The organism is Pseudoalteromonas sp. NZS71 (assembly GCF_015864715.1).
GTDB classification, from domain to species: domain Bacteria; phylum Pseudomonadota; class Gammaproteobacteria; order Enterobacterales; family Alteromonadaceae; genus Pseudoalteromonas; species Pseudoalteromonas arctica.
Genome location: NZ_JADYWS010000025.1, coordinates 35,062 through 59,878, shown reverse-complemented (window position 1 = coordinate 59,878; position 24,817 = coordinate 35,062). Strand labels below are relative to the sequence as shown.

Sequence of the window (24,817 nt, the reverse complement as noted above, 5' to 3'; positions counted from 1 at the left end):
TGGCATAGTTATTTAAATAGACATAAAAAGCCCATTAATTGCATGAAAGGCTTAAACTAATGGGCTTTTTATTGTGGTAATTACTTACCTAATTTACGCTCAATGGCATCAAATAAAATACCCGTGATAGAAATATCATAAGCAGCTTCAATTTCGCGCACGCACGTTGGTGCAGTTACGTTAATTTCAGTTAATTTATCGCCAATAATATCTAAACCTACAAATATTAAGCCTTTTTCTTTAAGCGTTGGTGCAACCGCTTGCGCTATTTTTAAATCTGACTCGCTAAGTGGACGCGCTTCGCCTCGACCGCCAACAGCTAAATTACCGCGTGTTTCACCATTTTGTGGAATTCGCGCTAAACAATACGGAATAACCTCACCATCAATAACCAATACGCGCTTGTCGCCTTGTTTGATCTCTGGGATGTAATTTTGCACCATAGCAAAGCGGCTGCCGTGCTCGGTTAGCGTTTCACAAATTACACCAATGTTGGCATCGTCTTCTCTAAGGCGGAAAATAGATGCGCCACCCATGCCATCAAGGGGTTTTAAAATAATGTCTTTATGCTCGGCTAAAAACTCACGAATTTGTTTTTGGCTACGTGTAACAAGTGTGTCTGGCGTATGTTCGCTAAACCATGCTGTAAATAGCTTTTCGTTAGCATCGCGAAGGCTTTGTGGCTTGTTAATTATTAACGTACCTTCTTGTTCTGCACGCTCTAAAATATACGTCGCGTAAATGTATTCGGTATCAAAAGGAGGATCTTTTCGCATTAAAATAACATCAAGGTCGGCAAGGGCTATAGTGGCTTTTTCTTCAAGCTCGTACCATTTTTCTGCATTATTAAACACTTGCGCTTTAGACGCTGTAGCGTACGACTTACCTTTACGAAGAGATAAATCATCCATCTCCATATAATAAATTTCGTAGCCGCGTTCTTGCGCTTGCATCATCATTGCAAAACCGGTGTCTTTTTTGATGTTAAATCCACTAATAGGATCTGAAATAATACCTAACTTAATTGCCATGCGCTGTGCCTTACTATAAATGTTACTGTTTATATGAGGGTGCTTTTAGTTATTTCAATTAGCTAAATCGCCAAATTGAAGTTGTAATGCACTTAAGACCGTTAAAGCGGCTGTTTCCGTTCGTAAAACGCGCGGGCCTAAGCGAATATCCACAAATTCTAGTTGTTTAGTTAGTGCCATTTCATCGTCGGTAAAGCCGCCTTCTGGGCCGACTAAAAAGCGTACGCCATCTTTAGGTACCGTAATGGTTTTAATGCTGTGCTCAGCACGAGGGTGAAGAGTGAGCTTAATTGCATTGGTTTGTTGTGCAAGCCATTGTTTTAAATCTACAGGGGGATGAATAATTGGCACAAAATTACGCCCAGATTGCTCTGCCGCTGCTATTGCAATTTTTTGCCATTGTTGGTGTTTTTTCTCAAGACGATCGCCCATTAGTTTCACGCCACAGCGTTGACTAAAAATAGGGGTAATTTCGGTAATTCCCAGTTCAACTGACTTTTGAATTGTAAAATCCATTTTATCACCACGGGATACACACTGGCCTAAATGAATTTTAAGTGGGGATTCTACATCATGGGGATTAAGCTCTAATGGCATTACGACGACTGTTTTTTTTGTTACCTCAATTATTTCACTAAGGTATTCGCCGCCTTCGCCATTAAAAATAGATACATGCTCGCCTACTTTCATGCGCAGCACTCTGCCAATATGCCCTGCAGCATCGTCATCTAAAGTTACAGGGGTGTTTAGGGCAATACTCGATGTTTGATAAATATGAGGAACTCGCATAGGGCGTCACTTACTACTTAGCGTAAAAATATATACTGCTATGGTAAGTAAGCTGGGAGCTGTGCGCAATTATTTATTTTTATTAAGTTGCTCTGCAAGGTCTATTAAATCTTGTGGTGTGTGCGCTATATCGTGGTGATTTTGCGAAGGTTCCGTTAACGTCTCGTCAGTAACTAGGCTTAGTGTATAGCCTGTATCATCAAAGCTTATTAAAAAGCGCTGTTCATGTAACGAGTTATAAATAAAGCGTTGTTTATCGCTTGCGAGTAAGTAATCGGTACTATTAAAAAGGACTCCGTGTAAATCGTGATGCTCTTTTAGATAGTTAATTAATTCAGAAACGCTTATTTCGTTTTCAAGGTCGCAATAACTATAGTCTTTAATTAGTTCGTCAAACATCATTTTTACTAACTGGCGTGTATTACTGCCTGCAGCAATAAGCGTACTCGCTTTTGTTTTGCCATTATTATTTACGTAATACTCAGCAAATGCGCGGCTAAATTCGTTGTCTATGTCAATTAACAAGTAGTTCGTTATTTCAAGTGGCATAGAGGTAGGACCTTGTTGCATTTAAGTAATTACCATTATTACTTAAATGCAGACGTTTTAATGACTGTATTTTTAGTAAAAAGGTCTAAAGAGAAAACATGCTAATAAGTAAATAGCCAATAGCACAAAAAACAGCAAACTCTATACACGCTACCCCAATATTGTCTTGATGGTCTATTTCAAGAGCCGTATCAATATTTGGTAAAGAGATAATTTTTATCACATACGTTAAGCTGTAGAGTAATATCCACATTACACCGCAATGCATAACGAGTGTAAATATGTTTTCTACCATTTTACCGTTTTGAAATGCTGCGCTAGATAAACCAGCATACACAGCCAATGATAAACCTATTGATTTGCCAGCATACCTTATACCAATAGACGTATTCTCTAGGTTAAAGTTACTTTGTAGCGAAGCTCCTTGATTTGCTTTTGCAAAACGGTGTTCTCGTATTTTACTATCCAATGCAAACATTCCCTGAAGCGTAAAAAAGCTAACACAAGCAATAAGTAAGTTGCTAAACCCTTGAGTGTGCGTCCACGTGTATAAGCCAAGTGCAATAATACAGTTAGCGATTAACATTCCTGAATCTACCAATGCAGCACATACATTTTGTTTTAGTATGGCAGCTTCTTCGTTAAACCTGTGGAGTATCCATTTTCTGTGAATTAAATGACCCACTTTTATAAAAGTGAATAAAAGAATAATAATAATTAACACTTTTAACGGGTTTGACTGTGCGGTACTTATGCTTATTTCGTCAAATAAGAAAGCCATAGTGGCTATAACAACTGATATTTCAGATGCAAAACTAATACCCATGGCAAAGTTGTCGTGTTGTGCTAGCTCATCTTTAAGCGCTTGTTTTGCTTTAATTTGAGTGACAACTCGTAAACAAAAAATAGTTATGCAAATAACCGCAAAACTAATGGCAATCGCAATAAAACTAGTGTTAGATAAAGACAAATATGACATGGTGATCCTAATTAAGTTAACCTTTCTAGGTTTTAATCATTCTAGTACGGTTATTGATGATATAAAAGAGAGGATTGATGAGTAACGTAAAGCAACTTCCTATTCAATTACAAAAACTTGGCTTGATGCGCTTTGAAAAGTTATACCCGCAGCAAAGTAAACAAAGTGAAGTTGTAAGGTTATTAGCATTAAGCGACTTTGCTTGGCGCAGTTTAGAATCACAACCTGATTTAAATACTTGGCTATTATGCAAAGACGAAATACAAAATAGAGTAATAGATTCTCCTTTTAAAAACCTCAACTTAGCTGACATTGATGAAGTGCAGTGCCATAAAGTACTTCGCCAATATCGTGAAAAGTACTGGCTTAAAGTCGCCTTTTTAGATTTATGCTGTAATAACCCCATTGCCGATAGTATTAATTACATAAGCCAATTGGCTGACATGCTAATAAATAGTGCTAACCAATGGGCGCATGCACAGGTGGCAAAAGTAAATGGTGAGCCGCTTGATGAGCAAAACCAAGCAATGCCATTAATGGTTTTAGGGATGGGGAAGCTCGGCGGACAAGAGCTAAATTACTCCTCTGATATTGATCTCATTTTTGCATATCCGCGCAGTACAAAAACCCAAGGTGGCCGCAGAAGCCTTGAGGCCCAAGTATTTTATACCAAAGTTGCACAAAAGCTCATTGCATCACTTAACCAAGCCACCGGTGACGGGCAGGTATTTAGGGTTGATATGCGCCTACGCCCGTTTGGCGAAAGTGGCCCTTTGGTTATGAGCTTTAATGCCATTGAAGATTACTACCAAGAACAAGGTCGCGACTGGGAACGCTACGCAATGTTAAAAGGGCGCCTAATTGGCACACCTAATAAATATTGGGATGAATTTATTAAGCTTTTAAAGCCGTTTGTTTATCGCCGGTATATTGATTTTTCGGTAATTGAATCTTTGCGTAAAATGAAGTTAATGATTGCACAAGAGGTTCGCCGTAAACGCTTAACTAATAATATAAAACTAGGTGCTGGTGGCATTCGTGAAGTTGAATTTATAGTGCAAGCCCTGCAAATGGTACGAGGTGGGCGAGAGGCTAACCTACAAACTCAATCATTACTTAAAGCATTAAATGAGTTGGCCCTCATCCAAGTTATAGATGAGCAAGAAGCAAGCGAGCTTAAACGCAATTACCTTTATTTGCGAAAAGTTGAGCAGTACTTACAAATATTTGACGATCAGCAAACGCAAACACTCCCCGATGATGAATTGAATCAGCAGCGCTTAAATTTATTATTAGAACAAGCTGATTTTTCTGCCACTTTAAGCACTATTGAAAAGGTAATGAAGCAAGTTAACGGTGAGTTTGCTCTCGTTATTGGTGAAGAAACCGCGCCACTAGATACCTGTGAAGGCGCATTTATTAGTGCTTGGGATCATGGTGATGTGAGCTTTTTAAAAGAGGCTAGAGATGAATGGCAAACACCCCTTAGCGATTTTAAATTAAGACTGTCTAAGGTAAACATAGGTAACCGAGGGCGTGAAACCCTTGATAAATTAATGCCTGTTTTATTGAGTCAGTTAAATGACTTTAATGCCAGCGCAGCTGCTTTTACAATGGTTTGCCAAATTTTTAATAAGATAATTTCACGTACTGCTTATTTAGAATTGCTGTACGAAAACCAAGGTGCATTAAAGCAACTTGTTTTACTGTGTTGTCATAGCAAATGGATAGGCGAGCATATTTCTCGCTACCCTATATTGCTGGATGAGCTAATAGACCCGGCTGTTCTTTATAAACCGACACCGTTAACCGCTTATAAAGATGAAATAAGGCAGTATTTTTTACGAATAGAGCATGACGATTTAGAACTGCAAATGGAGTCGCTTAGGCAATTTAAGCAAACGCATCAATTACGAATTGCTGCTGCTGATGCAACCGGTGTTCTTGATGTAATGAAAGTAAGCGATCACTTAACCGTACTGGCCGAAGCGATTGTTGATCAAGCTGTTAATATTGCATGGCATAACACCGTTAAGCGTTTTGGTATGCCCCCTGGCACTGATGATGAAAACAAAGGCTTTGCTGTTATTGCATATGGTAAAACAGGCGGCTTAGAAGTAGGGTACGACTCAGATTTAGATTTGGTGTTTGTGCATAATCATGATGGCTCAAGCCAAACCAATGGTGAAAAACCGATAGATTCTCGCCAGTTTTATTTAAAACTCGCTCAGCGCTTAATGCATTTATTTAATACTCGTACTGCATCGGGTATTTTGTATGAGCTTGATACTCGATTACGCCCTGAAGGTGCATCAGGTTTACTTGCTATCAATCTAGAGAGTTTTAATCACTATCAGCAAACTCAAGCATGGACGTGGGAACATCAAGCACTTGTGCGGGCTCGGTTAATTTTAGGTCAAAACGATCTGATAGATCGTTTTTCACAAATTCGTAAAAATATACTTTGCCAGCAGCGAGATGATACCGTGTTAAAAGCCGATGTAATAAAAATGCGCGAAAAAATGCGCGACCATCTAGCGAAGGGAAATACTGAGCAATTTGACTTAAAACAAGATGTTGGTGGTATGGCTGATATTGAGTTTATTACGCAATATTTAGTACTTAAACACGCTAATGAATTTGAGCAGCTTACCGTTTATTCAGATAACGTAAGAATATTAACGGATGCAGCAAATATAGGCTGTATTACTAAAGAGCAAAAACAGCAGTTGATCAAAGCGTATATTGATTATCGCTCGTGTTATCACGTGTTGAGCTTGGATCAAAAAGGCAAATTGATCTCGCGAGAAGCTTTTTTACAAGATATTACTAACGTAACGAATATTTGGAATAGTATTTTTGAATTGAATTGAATTGAATTGAATTGAATTGTAAAACCCAAGCGCTTGCTTGGGTTTTTTGTGCGCGTAAACCCTTAAACCTTTAGCTTTAAACAGTTTGTTCGCACAAATTCTGATGGTAACTCGGTAATAACCGCTGCTCTTTGTTTGTGGCAAAAGTAAGTGTAAACCTCATGCTCAAAGTCGTCATTTATAGCACGACCAATTTGATAAAGTGCTGAAGTAAAGTTGCTGTCTACTCTAAAATGATCTTTAACTACGTAATCTTTACTTAAGTACCAGTAAAGCTCAATCCCCTCATTTTTAGCATATTGATTAAGTACATCTTTAAGGGTTGTGCCATTTTCAAAGCGTCTAGGCTCAACTTCTCCAGTCCAATTTGTAGGCATTGGATCTACTGTTCGCGCACGTTCAGCCAATACTCTATCCAAGGTTTGTTCTGGTGTTTTAAGTTTTAAAACAAATTGATCTCGTTCTTTATTACTTTTTACTTGGTTACGAATAGAGGAGTAAAAACGTGATAATCCTTCGGCAGCTGCATTTTTAGATTTTTTAATATCAAATAAAGAACCATCACTCAACAAAAAATATACGGCGAGTGCTATTAGTACAGCTGCAAATGATAAATGTCTAATCCAAAACCACATGATTATTCCCCACCTTATTTGTTCCTATTATTGTTATACCATTACTTTTTATAAAAAGAAGGGGTATTTTTATCAGGTCGAGTTTTAAAACGACGGTGTAGCCACATATATTGTTCGGGTGCAGCATTAACAGATTGTTCCATGCGTTGATTTACACGTGTTACATCAGCCTTATTATCACCACTGGGGAAGTTTTCAAGCTCTGGCAGTATTTCTAAGTGATATTTACCATTTTCATCACGGCGAGTTATTAAACTCATTGTTTCGCAGTTTTTACTGCCTGCAAACATAAGAGTACCCGTTGTAGTTGCAGCGTCAGGTACTGCGTAAAATGGGACAAATTCACAGCGGTTACGACCGTAATCTTGATCGGGTAAGTAATAACATACCTTTTTATTTTTTAATGCTTTTAGTAAACCTTTTACATCTTTTCGACCGATTAAATATTCGTTAGAGCGAAGGCGCCCATTAGTCGTAAAGTATTCCATTAATGGATTGTTATGAGGGCGATAAAAGCCAACACCTTGACACTCTAAGCCCATAATACGGCTAGCCATTTCAAGATGCAGAATATGGGGGACAAGTAATAAAACACCTTTACCAGACGCTTGCACGCGTTCAAAGTGCTCAAGCCCTTTAAAAGACCCTAATGCTTTTTGTGCTCGCCACTGCGGCCACCACCAGGCCATGCCAGTCTCAACCATTGCAATACCGGTGTTTTCCATATTTTTGAGCACAAGGTCTTTTTGATCTGCTGCGCTCATATCAGGAAAACATAATTTAATGTTAACTTCTGCAATATGGCGACGGCGTTTCATAAATTTATGAACTAAGCGACCAAGCTGTTTACCCATTGCCAATTGTAGTTTTTGCGGTAACCAAGAAATTAAATATAAAAATAGAACGCCAATCCACGTTAACCAGTATCGAGGGCCCAAAAAAGATGCTTTAAAAGGAGATGAGGTGACCACAAAAATATCTCTGAGAATAAAAACGATAGTTTAACGCTAAGCGCTGTAAAATACAAAAAGCCAGCATTTAGCTGGCTTCCAATGTTTTTAACTACATGAATTATGCGATTTAAGCGGCTTTTAAACCTTGGTTTATAGCCACTAAATCTGCACTTGTTAGTGTACCCGCAGCTTGTTTTAAGCGAAGGGTAGATAACACATAACGGTAACGTACATCAGCAAGGTTACGCTTTGCATCGTATAAGTTTTGCGTACTTACTAGTACGTCAACAATGGTACGAGTACCTACTTCAAAACCAGCTTCAGTTGCTTTAAGGGCACTTTGAGCTGAAACAACGGCTTGCTCTAGCGCTTTGTAAGTAGCAATGTCTGAAACAACTTGGTTATAAGATGTAATCACTGTGCGAGTTACTGCGCGGTAATTTGTTTCATAGTCTTGGCTCGCACCTACGTAAAACGCACGGGCCTGATTTGTTGCAGCAACTGTTGCACCACCTGAATATAAAGGTACGCTAAAGTTAAGCCCTACAGAGCTTGAGTCTGAACGTGGCTGATCATCAAAGTTAGCGCCATTTATTTGATTGTCTGTAAGAGAATCGCCATAACTAGCACTAAGGGTTAGCTTTGGATAATGACCCGCTTTTGCTAATTCAATTTGATCTTTTGCAATATCAACCGTTACTTTAGACACTTGTAGGTTTATATTTTTATCTTCAGCTACTTTAACAAAGTCGCTTGAGCGCTTAGTTGGTTTAGTTGTTGAGAAAGTATCTGTATTTAAAAAGTCTAATTTTTCGTGATATTTACCTGTAATCTCACGAAGTTGCTCACGTGCTGTTTCTACAGCATTACCTGCAATAATTTCTTGAGCTACAGAGTTATCAAACTGAGCTTGCGCTTCGTGTACGTCTGTAATTGCTGTTAAGCCTACCGCATAACGTTGTTTTGTTTGCTCAAGTTGACGTTCAATTGCACGTTTTTCAGCTTCAACAAATTCAAGGTTATCGCTTGCACTTAATACGTTAAAATAACCTTCAGCAACGCGTACAATTAAGTTTTGTTTAGCTGCATCGTATAGGCCGCTTGCTTGAAGCGCTTGCTTGTCGGCAATATCTAACGTATTCCAGGCACCTAAATCAAATAATGTTTGGCTTAAGCTTACACCGCGAGAGAATTGGTCTGTATCACTTTCAACTTTTACTTGGTTAGATAAGTCGCCAACGCTTTGGTACGACGTTGCATCGCTTTTTGTATAACCCATAGTTAAACCAATTTGAGGTAATAGTGCACTCATCGCCAAATCGCTTTGGTAAGACTGCGCATCGGCTTGGGCTTTTGCTTTTAAAACAGTAGGATCGTTAGCTGTCGCTATTTCAAAAACTTGTAGTAAATCTTCAGCTTTCACTGCTGTTGCACCTAATGCGCATGATAAACTAACTAGCGCCGCAAGAATGTTCTTTTTCATGTGGGGTTCGGTCCTTAGACAATTTTTGTACTAAAAGCATGTTAACCTGTTTTACTGCATAACAAAAAAAATAATTAGTAAAACAGTATGTTCAAGTGTAACAGAATATATTAACGCATTTTAAAGCTTTAGATAAGTAGGAGGTATGTACGTGGTTGATAAAAAGCTCGTTCAATTTACACATAAAGATGTGAATTTAAAGCCAATAAAAAACCTTTATAAAGGTTTTTTTCAGGTTGATTTATACCAGTTTGAACATGCTCTTTTTGCGGGTGGAAAATCTAAAGTAATTAGTCGAGAAATATTAGAACGTGGCGATGCAATTGCAGTACTCCCTTACGATCCAATATCAGATACTGTTCTTTTAATTGAGCAAATACGTATTGGCGCTATTAAAAGCAAGCATTCGCCTTGGCTGCTAGAGTGTATAGCCGGAATGACAGACGGCAGTACGGATTACGAATCAGTTGTAAAAAAAGAAGCGTATGAAGAAGCTGGGCTTGAATTAACTGAACTTGAATTTATGCTTTCATACCTATCAAGCCCTGGTGGTACAACTGAGCGCTTGCATTTGTATTTAGCGCGTACTGACTTAAGCCAAGTGAAATCAGGTGTATATGGTCTTGAAACTGAAGGGGAGGATATAAAAACTCACATTCTATCAGTTGATGATGCGCTAATGCGCCTCAATAACGGTGAAATGGATAATGCGGCAACGGTTATTTGTATGCAGTGGCTTGCGCTTAATCGTGAAAAAATGGCAAGCAAATGGGCATAAACTCTTACTAATATTATGGTGGTACTTTGACAGCACAATTAGCAACAAAGCGATATATTCAGAGCCTCCCAAAGTATTTAACACTTTGTGAGCATAACTATGTGCGACTATTAAAGTTGTTACCGAGCGAGCGCAATATAGGAAGCATTCGTGAAGTTAAATTTGGCAACAGTGAGTTTGCTACAAAAATTGATGGCAGCGCAAAATACACCATGGATATTTCAATTAAGCAGCTAACAGGAATGGTTAAAGGGATTACGCCACTGTATTTAACGGTACGCATGTATCACGATGCCAAAGTGGCTGAAATTGTTCATCACGATTACCATCAACGCATAAAACCATCTTATGGATACCCTAACCCTAAAATGCATCAAAAAGATGAAAAGTATCAACTGAATGCTTTTTTATACGATTGGTTAGTGGCCTGTGTAGAGCACGGACAAGCGACGTTAAATTGGGATGTAAATAATGGCTTGGTTTGATGATACATATACATTTGATAAATCATCTTTAAAAATTGCTCATATTACTGACAGCCATTTATTTGCAGACAAAAGCGGTGAGTACTTTACTGTAAATACCGCAGATCATTTTGAACAAGCCTTGGCACACATAGCTAAGCAATCAATAGACTGCATTATTTTTGGTGGCGATTTAACACAAGATCATAGTTTTGAATCGTACTTATTATTTAGTGAACTTATAAATGCCAGTGACATTACTTGCCCTGTATTTTGGGTGCCAGGTAATCATGATGAACTAGCAATGCTTAATCGCATAAGTGGTGGGCAAATAAATTCGGCTAAACATATTATTGCTAATGGGATTGAGCTACTTCTTATTAATTCTAAAGGGCCCACGCCCGCAGGATGGGTTACTGGCACGCATTTAGATGAAGTAACGGACGCTTTAGTCAACTCGAATAATAGTAAAGTTATATTTTGTCATCATAATCCGCTGCCAATAAACGGCTACCTTGATAAACACTTATTAGAAAATGGCCCACAGCTTTTAAATATCTTAGTTAATAGTAATAATGTATCTGCGCTTTTTCATGGGCATGTGCACAATGATTACGAACAAAGTTTTAGAGGGCTGCCCATATATGCGACCCCAGCCAGCTCAATACAGTTTGTAAAGCACACTTCACAGTGGGAGCAAAAAAATGCGGGACCAGCTTACAGAACGCTAAATATAAAGAGTAAAAAAGATAAAGTAGAAGTAAAAACGGAAGTAGTATGGCTAAACGCGTAATTTATATTCATGGCTTTAATAGTTCACAAAAATCATATAAAGCTGTGCGCTTTGGTGAGCTTATGGCAAACTATGACGTTGATTATTGTGTACCGAACTTAAACCACGAGCCCCTACAAGCTATAATTGAGCTTGAACAATTACTAACGCCAAATACCGTTTTATTAGGTAGCTCGTTAGGTGGTTTTTTTGCCACGTATTTATCGCAGCGTTATCAAATTCCTGCAGTGGTTATTAATCCCGCGGTCGCACCCTATAATTTATTACAGTCGTTACTTGGACCTAATTATAATCCGTATCAAGATTATCATTACGATTTAAATAACAGTCATATTGAGGCACTTAAATTACTCGCTGTAGATAAATTAGCATACCCTGAGTTACTGTACTTATTACAGCAAACAGGCGATGAAGTGTTGAACTTTCAACACGCAGTAAAATATTATTCGCAATGCAAGCAATTGATAGAATTTGGTGGCGATCATAGCTACGTTGAATTTGAACGCACCTTTGCAAGTATTGTAGATTTTCTTAAAATCACGTAAAACTAGTTAGCCTGAACTGAGGTTAGTTACTATATTAACGCTTTAGCGCATATAACAATAAAACTAGTAAAACGTATTAGAGCCTTAGCGGATATAAAGACAAAAACTATGAGTGATCAAAATTATAACGCCGAAGCCATTGAAGTACTTAATGGATTAGATCCGGTAAAACGACGCCCAGGGATGTACACAGATACAACACGTCCCAATCATTTAGGCCAAGAGGTTATCGATAACAGTGTCGATGAAGCTATGGCGGGTCATGCTACTCGTATCGACGTAATACTCCACGAAGACAATTCGCTTGAAGTAAGTGATGACGGGCGTGGTATGCCTATTGATATTCACCCAGAAGAAGGTATCCCTGGGGTTGAATTGATCTTCACTAAATTACACGCCGGTGGTAAGTTTTCTAATAAAAACTATCAATTTTCGGGTGGTTTACACGGCGTAGGTATTTCGGTAGTAAATGCGTTATCTACGCGTGTAGAAGTAACAGTAAGACGCGACGCTCAACAATACAGAATGGCATTTGAAAGCGGCGATAAAGTAGAAGACTTAAACGTAATTGGTACAGTGGGTAAGCGTAACACCGGTACTACGGTTCGTTTTTGGGCTGATGTTAGCTACTTTGATTCACCAAATTATTCAATTACTAAACTTAATCATTTATTAAAAGCCAAAGCCGTTTTGTGTCCCGGGCTGCGAATTAAGTTTGTTAATAAGCAAACAAAAGAAACCCAAGAATGGTTTTACGAAACAGGCTTAAAAGATTATTTAGTTGAAGCAATTAAAGGTTTTGAAACATTACCGCAAGACCCGTTTGTTGGCGAATTTAAAAGTTCAATTGAAGGCGCTGACTGGGCTGTTGTATGGCTACCAGAAGGTGGTGAATCAATAGCCGAAAGCTACGTAAACCTTATTCCTACCGCGCAAGGTGGTACGCATGTAAATGGTTTACGCCAAGGCTTGCTTGAAGCAATGCGTGAATTTTGTGAGTTTAGAAACTTACTACCGCGTGGTGTGAAATTAACTCCTGATGACATTTGGGATCGTTGTAGTTACGTGTTGTCGGTTAAAATGCAAGATCCACAATTTGCAGGGCAAACAAAAGAAAAACTATCATCACGCTCGTGTTCTGCGTTTGTATCGGGGGTTGTAAAAGACTCGTTTAGTTTATGGTTAAATGAACATACAGATACCGCAGAGTTATTAGCTGAGTTATGTATTTCAAATGCACAAACTCGCTTGCGTGCAGCTAAAAAAGTAGTGCGTAAACGTGTTACTGCAGGTCCTGCTTTACCGGGTAAACTTACCGATTGTAGCGCGGCCGATAACGACCGTACCGAATTGTTTTTAGTGGAAGGTGATTCTGCTGGTGGCTCTGCTAAACAAGCAAGAGACCGTGAATTTCAGGCTATCATGCCGCTACGTGGTAAAATTTTGAATACCTGGGAAGTTGAGTCAGGCCAAATACTAGCATCACAAGAAGTACACGATATTTCAGTGGCGCTGGGTATTGATCCAGAATCAACCGATATGTCGGCATTACGCTACAATAAAATTTGTATATTGGCCGATGCTGACTCGGATGGACTACACATCGCAACACTATTATGTGCACTGTTTGTTCGCCATTTCCCAGAGTTAGTAAAAACAGGGCATGTGTATGTAGCAATGCCGCCATTATTTAGAATCGATATTGGTAAAGAAGTTTATTACGCACTTGATGAGCAAGAAAAAACCGCTATTTTGGCGCGCATAGAAGCCGAGAAAAAACGCGGAAAAGTAAACGTACAACGATTCAAAGGTCTGGGTGAAATGAACCCGTTACAACTGCGTGAAACCACGATGGATCCAAATACACGACGTTTAGTGCAGCTTACGCTTGATGAAGAAGTAGAAACCATGGAAATGATGGATATGCTGCTTGCTAAGAAACGATCGCCTGATCGTCGTCAATGGTTAGAAGATCATGGTAACAAGGCACTCGTTTAATTACCTGTGCTTAACACTAGGAGAGGCGAATGAAAAAACTACTAGGAAGTTTGCTGTTACTTGGGCTGACTACCGCTCCTGTAATGGCGAAAAATATACTCGATAAGCTCACCGTAGCACCGGGATTTGAAATAAGCTTATTTGCAAATGATGTAGAAAATGCACGTCAAATAGCTGTTTCCAAAAAAGGTATTGTGTATGTTGGCTCTCGTAAAGCGGGCAACGTATATGCGCTTATTGATCATAATAGCGATGGCGTAGCAGATAAAAAAATTGTTGTGGCTAAAGGCCTAAACATGCCCTCTGGCATAGCAATTAAAGATGGCGATTTATACGTAGGCGAAGTACATCGTATTATTCGCTTTAAAAATATTGATACCCAATTAAAAGATCCAAAATTTGATGTGGTTTATAACGCATTACCGAGCGAGCGTCATCATGGTTGGAAATTTTTACGTTTTGCACCAACGGGCGAGCTAATCATTCCGGTGGGTGTACCGTGTAATATTTGTGCTGAAGATGAACGTTTTGGTCGTATTTTTGCGCTTAATGTAGAAACAAAACAAATAAAAACAATAGCCAAGGGCGTTAGAAACACCGTCGGTTTTGATTTTCATCCAGCTACTCAAGCTTTATGGTTTAGTGATAACGGTCGCGACATGATGGGCGATGATATTCCGCCTGATGAGTTAAACCGTGCAACGCAAGAGGGTGAGCATTTTGGTTTTCCGTATGTTCATGCCGGTGCAATTATTGACCCTGAGTTTGGTGAAGGTAAAAATATTGCCGATTACACGTCGCCAGCTCTTGCACTTCCAGCGCATGTAGCGCCATTAGGTATTCATTTTTATAACGGTAAGCAATTTCCAGCAAGCTATAAGCAACAATTATTTGTTGCTGAACATGGCTCATGGAACCGTTCTAAAAAGTCAGGTTATAAAGTAGGGCTAGCAACAATTGAAGTAGGTCGCGTAACTAAATATACGCCATTTATTACTGGCTTTATGAAAGACGAAACAACATTTGGACGCCCTGTTGCATTTGCAGAATTAGGTGACGGCAGTCTGTTAGTAAGCGATGATTACGCCAATGTAATCTACCGTGTAAGCTATAAGAAAAACTAGGTAAGCTTTAATGAGTGATACAGATACCTTGCTAATGCAAGGAATTGAGCAACAAACAATGGGGCGTTTTACCGAAGACGCCTATTTAAATTATTCCATGTACGTGATCATGGACCGCGCCTTACCGCATGTAGGTGATGGTTTAAAACCAGTACAGCGTCGTATTATTTATGCGATGAGCGAACTGGGTTTGTCGGCTAACGCTAAGTACAAAAAATCAGCCCGTACAGTGGGTGACGTGCTTGGTAAGTACCATCCACACGGCGACAGTGCATGTTACGAAGCGATGGTATTAATGGCGCAGCCGTTTTCTTACCGCTACCCTTTGGTGGATGGACAAGGAAACTGGGGCGCGGCAGATGACCCTAAATCGTTTGCAGCAATGCGTTATACCGAAGCGCGTTTATCTAAGTTTTCAGAAGTACTGCTTAAAGAGCTTGGCCAAGGCACCGTCGATTGGACACCAAACTTTGATGGCACAATGGACGAACCTGTTGTACTGCCTTCTCGTTTACCGCATATTTTACTAAATGGTATAACGGGTATTGCCGTAGGTATGGCAACCGATATTCCGCCACATAACGTACGTGAAGTGGCTAGTGCATGTTGTTTATTACTTGATAAACCAAAAACAGAGCTTGAAGAATTACTTGAGCTTGTACATGCACCAGATTACCCAACAGATGCTGAAATAATTACCCCAAAAGCCGATATTCACAAAATATATAAAACCGGTCGTGGGTCTATCAAAATGCGTGCGGTTTATACCGAAGAGCATGGTGATATTGTTATTACAGCGCTGCCGCATCAATGTTCTGGTGGTAAAGTACTTGAGCAAATTGCAGCGCAAATGAACGCTAAAAAATTACCAATGATTGCCGATTTACGTGACGAGTCAGATCACGAAAATCCAACACGCATTGTAATTATTCCGCGCTCAAACCGCATTAAAGCTGAGCCATTAATGGCGCACTTATTTGCAACCACCGATCTTGAAAAAAATTACCGAGTAAACTTAAACATGCTAGGCCTAGATGGCCGCCCGCAAGTTAAAGACTTACGCTGTATTTTAAGTGAGTGGCTAATATTTAGACGCGAAACAGTGCGTCGTCGTTTGCAGTATCGTTTAGATAAAGTATTAGCACGTCTACATATTTTAGAGGGTTTGCTAGCCGCCTTTTTAAATATTGATGAAGTAATTGAAATCATTCGCAGCGAAGATAAACCAAAGCCTGTATTAATGGAGCGCTTTGATTTAACTGATACGCAAGCAGAAGCAATTTTAGAATTAAAACTTCGTCATTTAGCAAAACTTGAAGAGTTTAAAATTCGTGGTGAGCAAGACGAACTGGCTAAAGAGCGTGATAAATTAGCGCAAATTTTGGGCTCAGAACGTCGTATGTCGACACTGCTTAAAAAAGAAATTCAAGAAGCCGCTGAAATGTATGGTGACGATCGTCGCTCGCCAGTGATTGAGCGCTCAGAAGCGAAAGCACTTAACGAAAAAGATTTAATTCCATCAGAGTCAGTTACTGTTGTGCTATCAGACAAAGGCTGGGCACGCGTTGGTAAAGGTCATGACTTAGATGTACAAGGCTTAAATTATCGCTCAGGGGACGGCTTTAGAGCCTCTGCTCGTGGTAAGAGTAATCAACCTGCGGTGTTTTTAGATTCAGCGGGGCGGGCGTTTGCAACCGATGCGCACAGTCTACCTTCGGCGCGTAGCCAAGGCGAACCAATGACAGGTCGCTTTAACTTAACACCAGGTGCTAATTTTGAGCACGTGGTAATGAGTGAAGACGAGCAAGTATTGCTTATGGCGTCAGATGCAGGTTACGGCTTTATTACCGACTTTAAAGACTTAGTTAGTAAAAATAAAAACGGTAAAGCGCTGGTAAGTGTCCCTAAAGGTGGAATATTACTTTCTCCTATTAGAGTGAACGATGTTGCTAGCGATTACTGTATGGCTATTTCTAACGAAGGTCGAATGCTTTTATTCCCGCTGCGAGACTTACCAAAATTAGGTAAGGGTAAAGGTAATAAAATCATTTCTATACCAGGTGCTAAAGTACAAGCCCGTGAAGAGTTTGTAAAAGTGCTTGCTGTTGTACCACTAGGAAGCAGTGTTACGCTTCATGCTGGTAAGCGTAAACTAACACTTAAACCAAGTGATTTAGAGCATTATCATGGTGAGCGAGGACGTAGGGGTAATAAACTACCGCGTGGCTTACAGCGTGTTGACGAAGCCGTTGTTGAGCTAACCCCTCAAGATGATGAACCAATAGACGTTATTAGCGAAGAGTAGCCAATTACTTTTTTGTATAAATAAAAACGGTCTGCATTTGCAGGCCGTTTTTGTTTTAAAATAAAGAGCTTAAATATTTCAGCGTACACTTGTGCGCTATTGACTCGTTTGTGTCACAAAATAACGCTATAATAATTATAATTCATTTTTGGAGAAGCCCATTTGCTAGCTGTTATACGCGTTTTTATTATGCTGCTGTTTATATTATTCAGTTGTATTTTTGGTTTATTACTTTCGATTGTAAGACCATTTCACCCTAATAATGTACATATTATAGCGGGTTGGTTTGGCTCAATGGCTAAAATGGTTGGCGTTAAGCTAGTTTTAACACGTCATAAAGATGCCGTTGATCCAGGTCCTGCAGTTTATGTTGCTAATCATCAAAATAGCTACGACTTATTTACAGTGCCAGCAATGGTGCCAAAAAACTGCGTAAGTTTGGGTAAAAAGAGCTTAAAGTGGATCCCATTTTTCGGTCAGCTTTATTGGTTGTCGGGTAATATATTAATAGACAGATCGAATCGCTCCAAAGCGGCAGGAACTATCTCAAAAGCAGCCGAAAAAATTAAAAATAATGGCTTATCTGTATGGATGTTTCCAGAAGGTACACGAAGCTACGGAAGAGGGTTGCTACCATTCAAAACCGGTGCATTTCACACCGCAATGAGCGCAGATGTACCCATAATTCCGGTATGTATGAATACAACACATAAAACCATTAAGCTAAATCGTTGGGATAATGGTACAATTCACATCGAAATGTTAGCGCCTATACCGCTTGATAAAGAAATTAGCGCGCGTGAGCATGCTAAAAGCGTGCATAGCATTATGGCTGCTAAAATAACTGAATTAGATGCTCAAGTGAGAGAAAAATAATGGAAAACTGGCGTGAAATAAGTGAAGACATCGTAAGTTCACTACTTGAAGATGGGTCAGACCCTGAAATACTTTATGAAGTAGAGCACCACTTTGTGTGTGAAGACTTTCCTAAGTTAGAGCAAGCTGCACTTGCTGCTTTTAAATTGGGTTACGATGTTGAAGAACCAGCAGAGCTTGAGCTTGAAGACGGTAACAAAATTTGGAGCTTTGACATTGTAGTTGAAGCTGAGCTAGACGTAGACGTTATTATGGAAGACGTTGATAAGCTAGCGCAACTAGCCGTTGAGTGCGAAGTTGAGTACGATGGTTGGGGTACTTACTTTCAAGAGTAATGTAATTAACGAGTGTTTAGATTAACTAGTTTAAAAGCGAGTGCTGTAGAAGCACTCGCTTTTTTATGCCTATAACTAGGGCATGTTTATTTTCGAGGTTATACCAATCCGTAATAATACTTAATCATTTTACGGGGCTAAACGTGTCGCTACCTGCGTTAAAAAATTCTCATTTAGAACAACTAAATAGCGATTTTTTTACCTAGCTATCAACACGTTTTTCCAGCCTTAAAATAGATCACTTAATTAAACGAATTGGTATTAAATAAATATACTGCTACAAATTCAACCACCAAAGGTCAACATGGACTAGCTAGAGACTAATAAATCTAAATATTTAGGGCTTTAATATGCTAGTAAATGTGTTGATTAAAGCTCCATTTAATTAATTATTCGTACTAAATCTATTTTCAAATCAAGCTGTGTTAGTGCCTTATTGGTATGACCAGTTTTTCTCAGTTACAATTTAATCAAAATTTAATTCGGTTTATTCATAAAGCATTAAGCTATAAATAAAAATTGGTAATAGACCATTTTATTTTAATTACTACTATTTTCTGAAATTTACAAATAACAACATTCGTTTTTTTAAATTGGTTTGTTTTTAACTTGTTGTTATTAATTGATTAATGTTTATTTTATTATTATTTTTAGAACGTTTAGCTGATTTCATGGTAACAATTCACTTGTTGACATATTGGATACAAAAAATATAGCCTTGCCTTACCGGTTTGGCAATGTTTTGGTAATACCAATTTGAGTTATTTTAATTTATTTTTGATATTACCAATTTTTTGAATTGAAAGTCTGTTTACATGATGCAAGCTCAAGCTAAGTTTGGTATTTAGTACTAAGTTAGCTGTTAGGTTATTTATACAGATTTAAAGGAATAAAAATGATGGTTAAATATAAAAAGTTACTTATTTGTTCTGCAATTGCTGCGAGTACTTCTTTTGCGCATGCTGCCACGATTGATAATTCTGGTTTTGAAGATGGTTGGAGTAACTGGAATGAAACAGAGCCCGCAGCACTATCTTCAGATTCGTATAAAGGCTCTAAATCATTAAAAATTCAAGGTAGCCCAGGGCGTGTTTACCAGAATGTAGATGTAGATCGAAATACTCAGTACACGTTAAGTGCGTACGTACTTGGCAAGGGACAAATCGGCATTAACGATCTTAATGGTTTGTTTAAAAGTGAGAAATTTAACGTTTCTTCGTGGACAAAAGTATCTAAAACTTTCACCACAGCTAGTACTAATTCATTGCAGGTATTTGCTAAGCATGACAAAAGCTCAAATGATGTTCGCTTTGACAACTTTTCATTAACTAAGGGAACTTCTTCTGGCGGTGGAGACACGGGTGGTGGTGATACTGGCGGTGGCGACACTGGTAGTGGCTCAGGTATAGCAAGCAACATCACCAACGGTAGTATTTTTGACCTTGAAGGTAACGATCCTCATCCATTAGTAAATAGCGACACTTTAGAGTTTGTTCCTCTAGAAGCGCGTCATATCACTCCAAACGGGAATGGCTGGCGTCATGAATATAAAGTAAAAGAAAGTGCACGTGTTGCAATGACTGAAACCTATGAGGTTTTTGAGGCAACTGTAAAAGTTGAAATGTCAGATGGTGGTAAAACGATTATTTCTCAGCACCACGCTAGCGATACGGGTACGATTTCAAAAGTATATGTTTCAGATACTGATGAATCAGGTTTTGATGATAGCGTAGCAGGTAACGGGATTTTTGACGTTTATGTTCGCCTGCGTAACACCAGTGGTAAAGAAGAAAAACATGCACTAGGTACTATCAGAAGTGGTGGTTCATTCAATCTAAAAGTAGTTAATAATTACGGTGATGTAGATGTGACTGCACTAGGTACTACCTTTGGTATTCCGGTAGAAGATGATTCAGAATCTTACTTCAAGTTTGGTAATTATTTACAATCACAAGACCCATATACACTAGATGAGTGTGGCGAGTCAGGAAACTCAGATTCATTTAAAGAGTGCTTTAAAGATTTAGGAATTACAAAAGCTAAAGTAACAATGACTGACGTTAGTTATACGCGTAAAACTAACTAATTATTTAGTTATTCAGTAGTTTAGAAAGCTACTTAGTTTAAAGCTGAGTGGCTTTTTTAACTGTAAAAACTTAATTTATACCAATTCGCTTAATTAAGTGATCTATTTTTAGGTAAGAAAATAGTGTCGATAACAAAGCAAAAATTTCGTTATTTAGTTATTATCACTAATTGCTCCTGCATTGCTCTACCTCCTGCATCCATGCAGACGTATATCAGAAATTTTTAACGCAGTTAGCGTCAGATTTAATCTCTCAAATTGATTAAGTATTATTGCGGGTTGGTATTACAACCATTTTTTATTTTTAAAATACACACCAATACCGCCAGTAAGCACAATTAAAAATATGACAAAAGCACTAAACGCATAAGGACTCTCGGTACCCGGAATGCCTCCTACGTTTACGCCGAACAGGCCGGTTAAAAAGCCTAAAGGTAAAAACAATGCAGCCACAACCGACATTACATACATACGCTGATTTAATTGCTCAGACACTTGGTTAGTGATTGTTTGTTGAATGATTTGCGCACGTTCAATAGAGCTATCAAGCTCCTCTAAATAACGAATAAGTAAGTTAGTTGTTTCGTTTAATTTTGCTTTATCGTCATCTAACAGCCACGGGTAGTGATTATTTACCATTGAGCTAAGGGCTTCTTTTTGCGGTTTTAAATAACGCTTTAAGGCAATTGTTTGACGGCGCAACTGTGATAAACCTTGGTTATCAAACTTTTTACTTGGTTCATCTATTTCTTCTTCAAACTCGTCGAGTGTTTCATCTAGTGAGTCAATAACGCTTTGCATGCGAGAAGTTAGTTTTTGTGTAATAGAGCATACTAGCTCAGAAATATTGCATGGGCCTTTATTTTCATTTAAACAGGCGAGCGTATCTTGCACCGATAATAAACGACGCTTGCGGGTAGTAATAAGAATGTCTTCGCTAATAAATAAACGAATTGAAACCATGTCTTCAGGGCTTTGTGCTGGATTTAAATTTACACCACGTAAAAATAACATATGTCCGTTAGTAGTTGATGTAATACGCGGGCGTGTTTCATCAGCAATTAAGGACTCTAATTCGTAGTCGTTTAAATGAGGTTGTGCCTTGAGCCACTGAACAGCCTCGCTTTGGCTATAGTCCATGTGCACCCAAAGTTTTCCGTGGCTTGGTTGCCAGCTATTTAGCTCATTAGTGCTTTCAATAGGGCGAGCGCCGCCTTGTCCATCAAGTACAAGTGCATGTAGTAAACCATTAATCATAATTATTTCTCATAATAGTGTATTTTTAATACCGTTAACTATAGTGTATCTACTTAACTATTTTAAACTTACCTTTATTTTTAATAAGTTAAGCTTAAATAGCAAAATATATGCAGAGCCTTTGGGCTGAGTAAAGTGGCATAAAGTACTATTCAGCAAGGCGTGCATTGTGTGACCAGTTGTTTAAAAAGATCAATTTAATTTACTAATCGACTAGATAAATTTATTTCGTTGGTGTTTTTTTACCTGTAGCGTATAAGTCACTTTTTTATTAAGGGCACATTTATGACAGCAAAGATCACAGTTGGTTGGCGTGAGTGGTTAAGTTTACCTGAGCTTGGTATTAACGAGATAAAAGCAAAAATTGATACTGGCGCTCGCACTTCATGTATTCATGCAATTAACATTGAAGAATACGAAGTTGACTCAGAAAAATGGGTTAAATTTACGGCCCAGCCACTGCAAGATGATGAGCAAACGCAAGTCACTTGCAATGCAAAAGTTAAAAAAATGAAGTACGTAACCAGCTCAAGTGGGCAAAAAGAGTTACGTTACTTTATAGAGACTACATTGCATGCAGACGAGCACAGCTGGCCTATCGAGCTTACTTTAACAAGCCGTGCAACAATGAAGTTTAGAATGTTATTAGGGCGTACAGCCATGGAAAATCGTATAGTCGTTGACCCGGCTTTATCTCAACTATTAGGTCGTAAGGTTTAACTATGAAAATCGGTATTTTATCTCGCAACAGAAAATTATATTCAACACGTCGCTTAATTGAGGCGGCAGAGGCACGCGGTCACGAAGTTAAAGTGATTGATGCATTGCGCTGTTATATGAATATCAACTCTGAGCAACCAGAAATTCACTATCGCGGTGAAAACTTAAAAGAATTTGACGCAATCGTCCCGCGTATTGGTGCATCGGTTACATTTTATGGCTGTTCGGTACTTCGTCAGTTTGAAATGATGGGTGTTTACCCTGTAAACGAATCAGTCGCTATTTCTCGTTCGCGCGATAAATTACGCTCACTTCAGTTACTTTCGCGCAAAGGCGTTGGTATGCCAGTAACAGGTTTTGCTAGCAAACCAGATGATGTAAAAGACTTACTAGAAATGGTAGGCGGTGCACCTGTTGTAATTAAATTACTTGAAGGCACACAAGGCATTGGTGTTGTACTTGCTGAAACACGCAAAGCGGCTGAAAGTGTTATTGAAGCATTTATGGGCTTAAAAGCTAATATTATGGTTCAGGAATACATTAAAGAAGCGGGTGGTGCCGATATACGTTGTTTCGTATTAGGCGATAAAGTAATAGCAGCTATGAAGCGCCAAGCACAAGAAGGTGAGTTCCGCTCTAACCTTCACCGTGGTGGTAGTGCTACATTAGTTCGTATTACTCCAGAGGAGCGTAAAACGGCAGTAGCGGCGGCTAAATCAATGGGCTTGAACGTAGCGGGAGTTGATTTACTTCGCTCATCTCGTGGACCACTTGTGATGGAAGTAAACTCATCACCAGGTTTAGAGGGCATTGAAATAGCAACAGGTAAAGACATTGCAGGCATGGTGATTGATTTCATCGAAAAAAATGCCTCAAGTAAAGGAACAGCAACACGTGGCAAAGGTTAAAATTAACCGTCCTTTTACCTTATTAGGTGAAAGTGTAGGCGTAGGCGAGCGTAAAACACTTGCCTTAGAGGCAGCTAAGCTTTATACCCATTCACCACTTAATATTCCTATTGAAGTGGTTAACGGTGTAATGGAAGGTCCTGTGCTTATGGTGTGTGCGGCTATTCATGGTGATGAGCTAAATGGCGTAGAAGTTGTGCGTCAGTTAATTGCTAAAATAGACCCAAGCCAACTGCGCGGCACAATAATCGCTGTGCCTATTGTGAATGTGTTTGGCTTTATTCATAAATCGCGTTATTTACCAGACCGACGCGATATGAACCGTAGTTTCCCAGGTTCTGAGCGTGGCTCACTTGCTGGGCGTATGGCTTATATGTTTTTTAATCAAGTGGCAATACATTGTACCCACATTATTGATTTACATACTGGCGCTATTCATCGAACTAACTTACCGCAAATTCGCGCTAACTTAGCTGATGAAGCAACCGCTGAAATGGCTAAAGCATTCGGCACGCCAGCAGTTATAGATGCATCATTGCGTAATGGCTCATTACGAAGTGAAGCAGCAAACCTAGGTATACCGGTTATAACCTATGAAGCTGGTGAAGCACTGCGTTTTGATCCAATCGCAATTGCGGCAGGTGTGCAGGGTGTTGATTATGTTATGCGTCATTTAAAAATGATCCGTGGCAAGCGTCCTAAAAAGTTACCAGATCCTATTATTGCAGGTTCAACTAGTTGGATACGTGCCGAAGTTGATGGTATTGTGCGTGCACAAGTATCACTGGGTGAGCATGTAACTAAAGGGCAAGTACTTGCTTATATTAGTAGCCCACTAGGTGACTCTGAGCTTGAGCTTTTAGCGCCTAAAGGCGGTATTGTTATTGGTCAGCAAACGATGCCATTAGTAAATGAAGGTGATGCGGTATTCCACCTTGCTTACTTTGCAAATGACAATAGTTTAGTAGAGCAGCAACTAGAGAACTTTATTGATGAGATAAATGATTTAGATGACGAGCTTAAAACAGCAGAACTAAATAACTAATAGCTAGGGCGTGTTTAACTTTGCGGATTGAAATTTGTTCAATCTAGGGGCGATTAAATCGCGGCGCGAGGTTTGTAACCTAGTGGGCTAAGTAAAAACCGAGTAACAAAGAGTTTATCGCCCCTAGGCAGAACCCGAAGGGCAGCGCATGTTTGGCATTTATGCTGCGTTATCGCCTATTTATGGGGAGTAACCACACTTCATAGGCTCTGCCTTGCCTAAAAACCAAACATACTGCTGCAAATTCAACCATCAAAGATCAACACGCCCTAGTCTTAATTTTGGTTAGTT

22 protein-coding genes are annotated in these 24,817 nt (G+C 39.1%); 14 read left to right on the top strand and 8 right to left on the bottom strand.

All coding sequences use genetic code 11. From position 1 onward, the window contains the following. Positions 1-80: 80 nt before the first annotated feature. The 4 genes from gshB to I6E85_RS15885 all read right to left on the bottom strand — a co-directional run bounded on the left by gshB (position 81) and on the right by I6E85_RS15885 (position 3,348). Entirely contained in the window at positions 81-1,031 is a 951-nt protein-coding gene (gene gshB, locus I6E85_RS15900) for a glutathione synthase (protein ID WP_024590680.1), read from the bottom strand. 54 nt (positions 1,032-1,085) lie between these two features. Beyond that, the gene (gene rsmE, locus I6E85_RS15895) at positions 1,086-1,820 is read right to left on the bottom strand and encodes a 16S rRNA (uracil(1498)-N(3))-methyltransferase (protein WP_007585397.1); all 735 of its coding nucleotides are present in this window, start codon (positions 1,818-1,820) and stop codon (positions 1,086-1,088) included. Between the two features lie 69 nt (positions 1,821-1,889). Beyond that, complete coding sequence (locus I6E85_RS15890; RefSeq protein WP_081709157.1) at positions 1,890-2,390, bottom strand: hypothetical protein; 501 nt, start codon at positions 2,388-2,390, stop codon at positions 1,890-1,892. 64 nt (positions 2,391-2,454) lie between these two features. Further along, complete coding sequence (locus tag I6E85_RS15885) at positions 2,455-3,348, bottom strand: hypothetical protein (RefSeq protein ID WP_024590682.1); 894 nt, start codon at positions 3,346-3,348, stop codon at positions 2,455-2,457. 77 nt (positions 3,349-3,425) lie between these two features. Here I6E85_RS15885 and glnE point away from each other — a divergent pair, with 77 nt between their 5' ends. Beyond that, entirely contained in the window at positions 3,426-6,221 is a 2,796-nt protein-coding gene (glnE, locus tag I6E85_RS15880; RefSeq protein WP_024590683.1) for a bifunctional [glutamate--ammonia ligase]-adenylyl-L-tyrosine phosphorylase/[glutamate--ammonia-ligase] adenylyltransferase, read from the top strand. A gap of 62 nt (positions 6,222-6,283) precedes the next feature. Here glnE and I6E85_RS15875 read toward each other — a convergent pair whose 3' ends face one another. The 3 genes from I6E85_RS15875 to tolC all read right to left on the bottom strand — a co-directional run bounded on the left by I6E85_RS15875 (position 6,284) and on the right by tolC (position 9,292). Further along, positions 6,284-6,856 (bottom strand): toxin co-regulated pilus biosynthesis Q family protein, encoded by a 573-nt coding sequence (locus I6E85_RS15875; RefSeq protein ID WP_024590684.1) that lies wholly within the window; start codon positions 6,854-6,856, stop codon positions 6,284-6,286. Between the two features lie 41 nt (positions 6,857-6,897). Then, positions 6,898-7,827, bottom strand: coding sequence for an LpxL/LpxP family Kdo(2)-lipid IV(A) lauroyl/palmitoleoyl acyltransferase (gene lpxL, locus I6E85_RS15870; protein ID WP_024590685.1), 930 nt, complete (start codon positions 7,825-7,827; stop codon positions 6,898-6,900). A 109-nt stretch (positions 7,828-7,936) separates the two neighbouring features. Then, complete coding sequence (gene tolC / locus I6E85_RS15865) at positions 7,937-9,292, bottom strand: outer membrane channel protein TolC (RefSeq protein ID WP_024590686.1); 1,356 nt, start codon at positions 9,290-9,292, stop codon at positions 7,937-7,939. 151 nt (positions 9,293-9,443) lie between these two features. Between tolC and I6E85_RS15860 the strand changes: the two genes are divergently transcribed. From I6E85_RS15860 to I6E85_RS15815, 10 genes are all read left to right on the top strand, one after another. Next, positions 9,444-10,070 (top strand): NUDIX domain-containing protein, encoded by a 627-nt coding sequence (locus I6E85_RS15860; protein WP_010553288.1) that lies wholly within the window; start codon positions 9,444-9,446, stop codon positions 10,068-10,070. A gap of 26 nt (positions 10,071-10,096) precedes the next feature. Further along, the gene (locus I6E85_RS15855) at positions 10,097-10,555 is read left to right on the top strand and encodes a DUF1249 domain-containing protein (protein ID WP_024590688.1); all 459 of its coding nucleotides are present in this window, start codon (positions 10,097-10,099) and stop codon (positions 10,553-10,555) included. After that, entirely contained in the window at positions 10,542-11,327 is a 786-nt protein-coding gene (locus tag I6E85_RS15850) for a metallophosphoesterase (RefSeq protein WP_024590689.1), read from the top strand. Before I6E85_RS15855 ends, I6E85_RS15850 begins: the two co-directional genes overlap by 14 nt. Further along, the gene (locus I6E85_RS15845) at positions 11,312-11,872 is read left to right on the top strand and encodes a YqiA/YcfP family alpha/beta fold hydrolase (protein WP_007585377.1); all 561 of its coding nucleotides are present in this window, start codon (positions 11,312-11,314) and stop codon (positions 11,870-11,872) included. The genes I6E85_RS15850 and I6E85_RS15845 overlap by 16 nt, the downstream gene beginning before the upstream one ends. 108 nt (positions 11,873-11,980) lie before the next feature. Next, positions 11,981-13,870 carry a DNA topoisomerase IV subunit B gene (gene parE, locus I6E85_RS15840; protein ID WP_024590690.1) on the top strand — a complete coding sequence of 630 codons (1,890 nt, stop codon included), beginning with the start codon at positions 11,981-11,983 and terminating at the stop codon, positions 13,868-13,870. Between the two features lie 29 nt (positions 13,871-13,899). Next, entirely contained in the window at positions 13,900-14,994 is a 1,095-nt protein-coding gene (locus tag I6E85_RS15835) for a sorbosone dehydrogenase family protein (RefSeq protein ID WP_024590691.1), read from the top strand. 10 nt (positions 14,995-15,004) lie between these two features. Next, a complete protein-coding gene (gene parC / locus I6E85_RS15830; protein WP_010553285.1) occupies positions 15,005-17,299 on the top strand; it encodes a DNA topoisomerase IV subunit A in 2,295 nt (764 codons plus the stop codon). 162 nt (positions 17,300-17,461) lie between these two features. Next, positions 17,462-18,175 carry a 1-acylglycerol-3-phosphate O-acyltransferase gene (locus tag I6E85_RS15825; protein WP_024590693.1) on the top strand — a complete coding sequence of 238 codons (714 nt, stop codon included), beginning with the start codon at positions 17,462-17,464 and terminating at the stop codon, positions 18,173-18,175. Continuing rightward, a complete protein-coding gene (rraB, locus tag I6E85_RS15820; RefSeq protein ID WP_007585369.1) occupies positions 18,175-18,510 on the top strand; it encodes a ribonuclease E inhibitor RraB in 336 nt (111 codons plus the stop codon). Before I6E85_RS15825 ends, rraB begins: the two co-directional genes overlap by 1 nt. A gap of 898 nt (positions 18,511-19,408) precedes the next feature. Continuing rightward, entirely contained in the window at positions 19,409-20,596 is a 1,188-nt protein-coding gene (locus I6E85_RS15815; RefSeq protein ID WP_024590694.1) for a polysaccharide lyase family 7 protein, read from the top strand. A 285-nt stretch (positions 20,597-20,881) separates the two neighbouring features. Here the strand turns inward: I6E85_RS15815 and zntB are convergent, their stop codons facing one another. Beyond that, positions 20,882-21,853: a zinc transporter ZntB gene (gene zntB / locus I6E85_RS15810; RefSeq protein ID WP_024590695.1), complete on the bottom strand. Its 972-nt coding sequence runs from the start codon at positions 21,851-21,853 to the stop codon at positions 20,882-20,884. Positions 21,854-22,138: 285 nt separating this feature from the next. Between zntB and I6E85_RS15805 the strand changes: the two genes are divergently transcribed. Genes I6E85_RS15805 through I6E85_RS15795 form a run of 3 tightly spaced genes read left to right on the top strand, consistent with a single transcriptional unit; the run spans position 22,139 to position 24,526 of the window. Next, positions 22,139-22,573, top strand: coding sequence for an ATP-dependent zinc protease (locus I6E85_RS15805; RefSeq protein WP_024590696.1), 435 nt, complete (start codon positions 22,139-22,141; stop codon positions 22,571-22,573). 2 nt (positions 22,574-22,575) lie between these two features. Continuing rightward, complete coding sequence (gene rimK / locus I6E85_RS15800; RefSeq protein ID WP_002961977.1) at positions 22,576-23,481, top strand: 30S ribosomal protein S6--L-glutamate ligase; 906 nt, start codon at positions 22,576-22,578, stop codon at positions 23,479-23,481. Next, positions 23,468-24,526, top strand: coding sequence for a succinylglutamate desuccinylase/aspartoacylase family protein (locus I6E85_RS15795; RefSeq protein ID WP_024590698.1), 1,059 nt, complete (start codon positions 23,468-23,470; stop codon positions 24,524-24,526). The genes rimK and I6E85_RS15795 overlap by 14 nt, the downstream gene beginning before the upstream one ends. Positions 24,527-24,817: the final 291 nt, after the last annotated feature.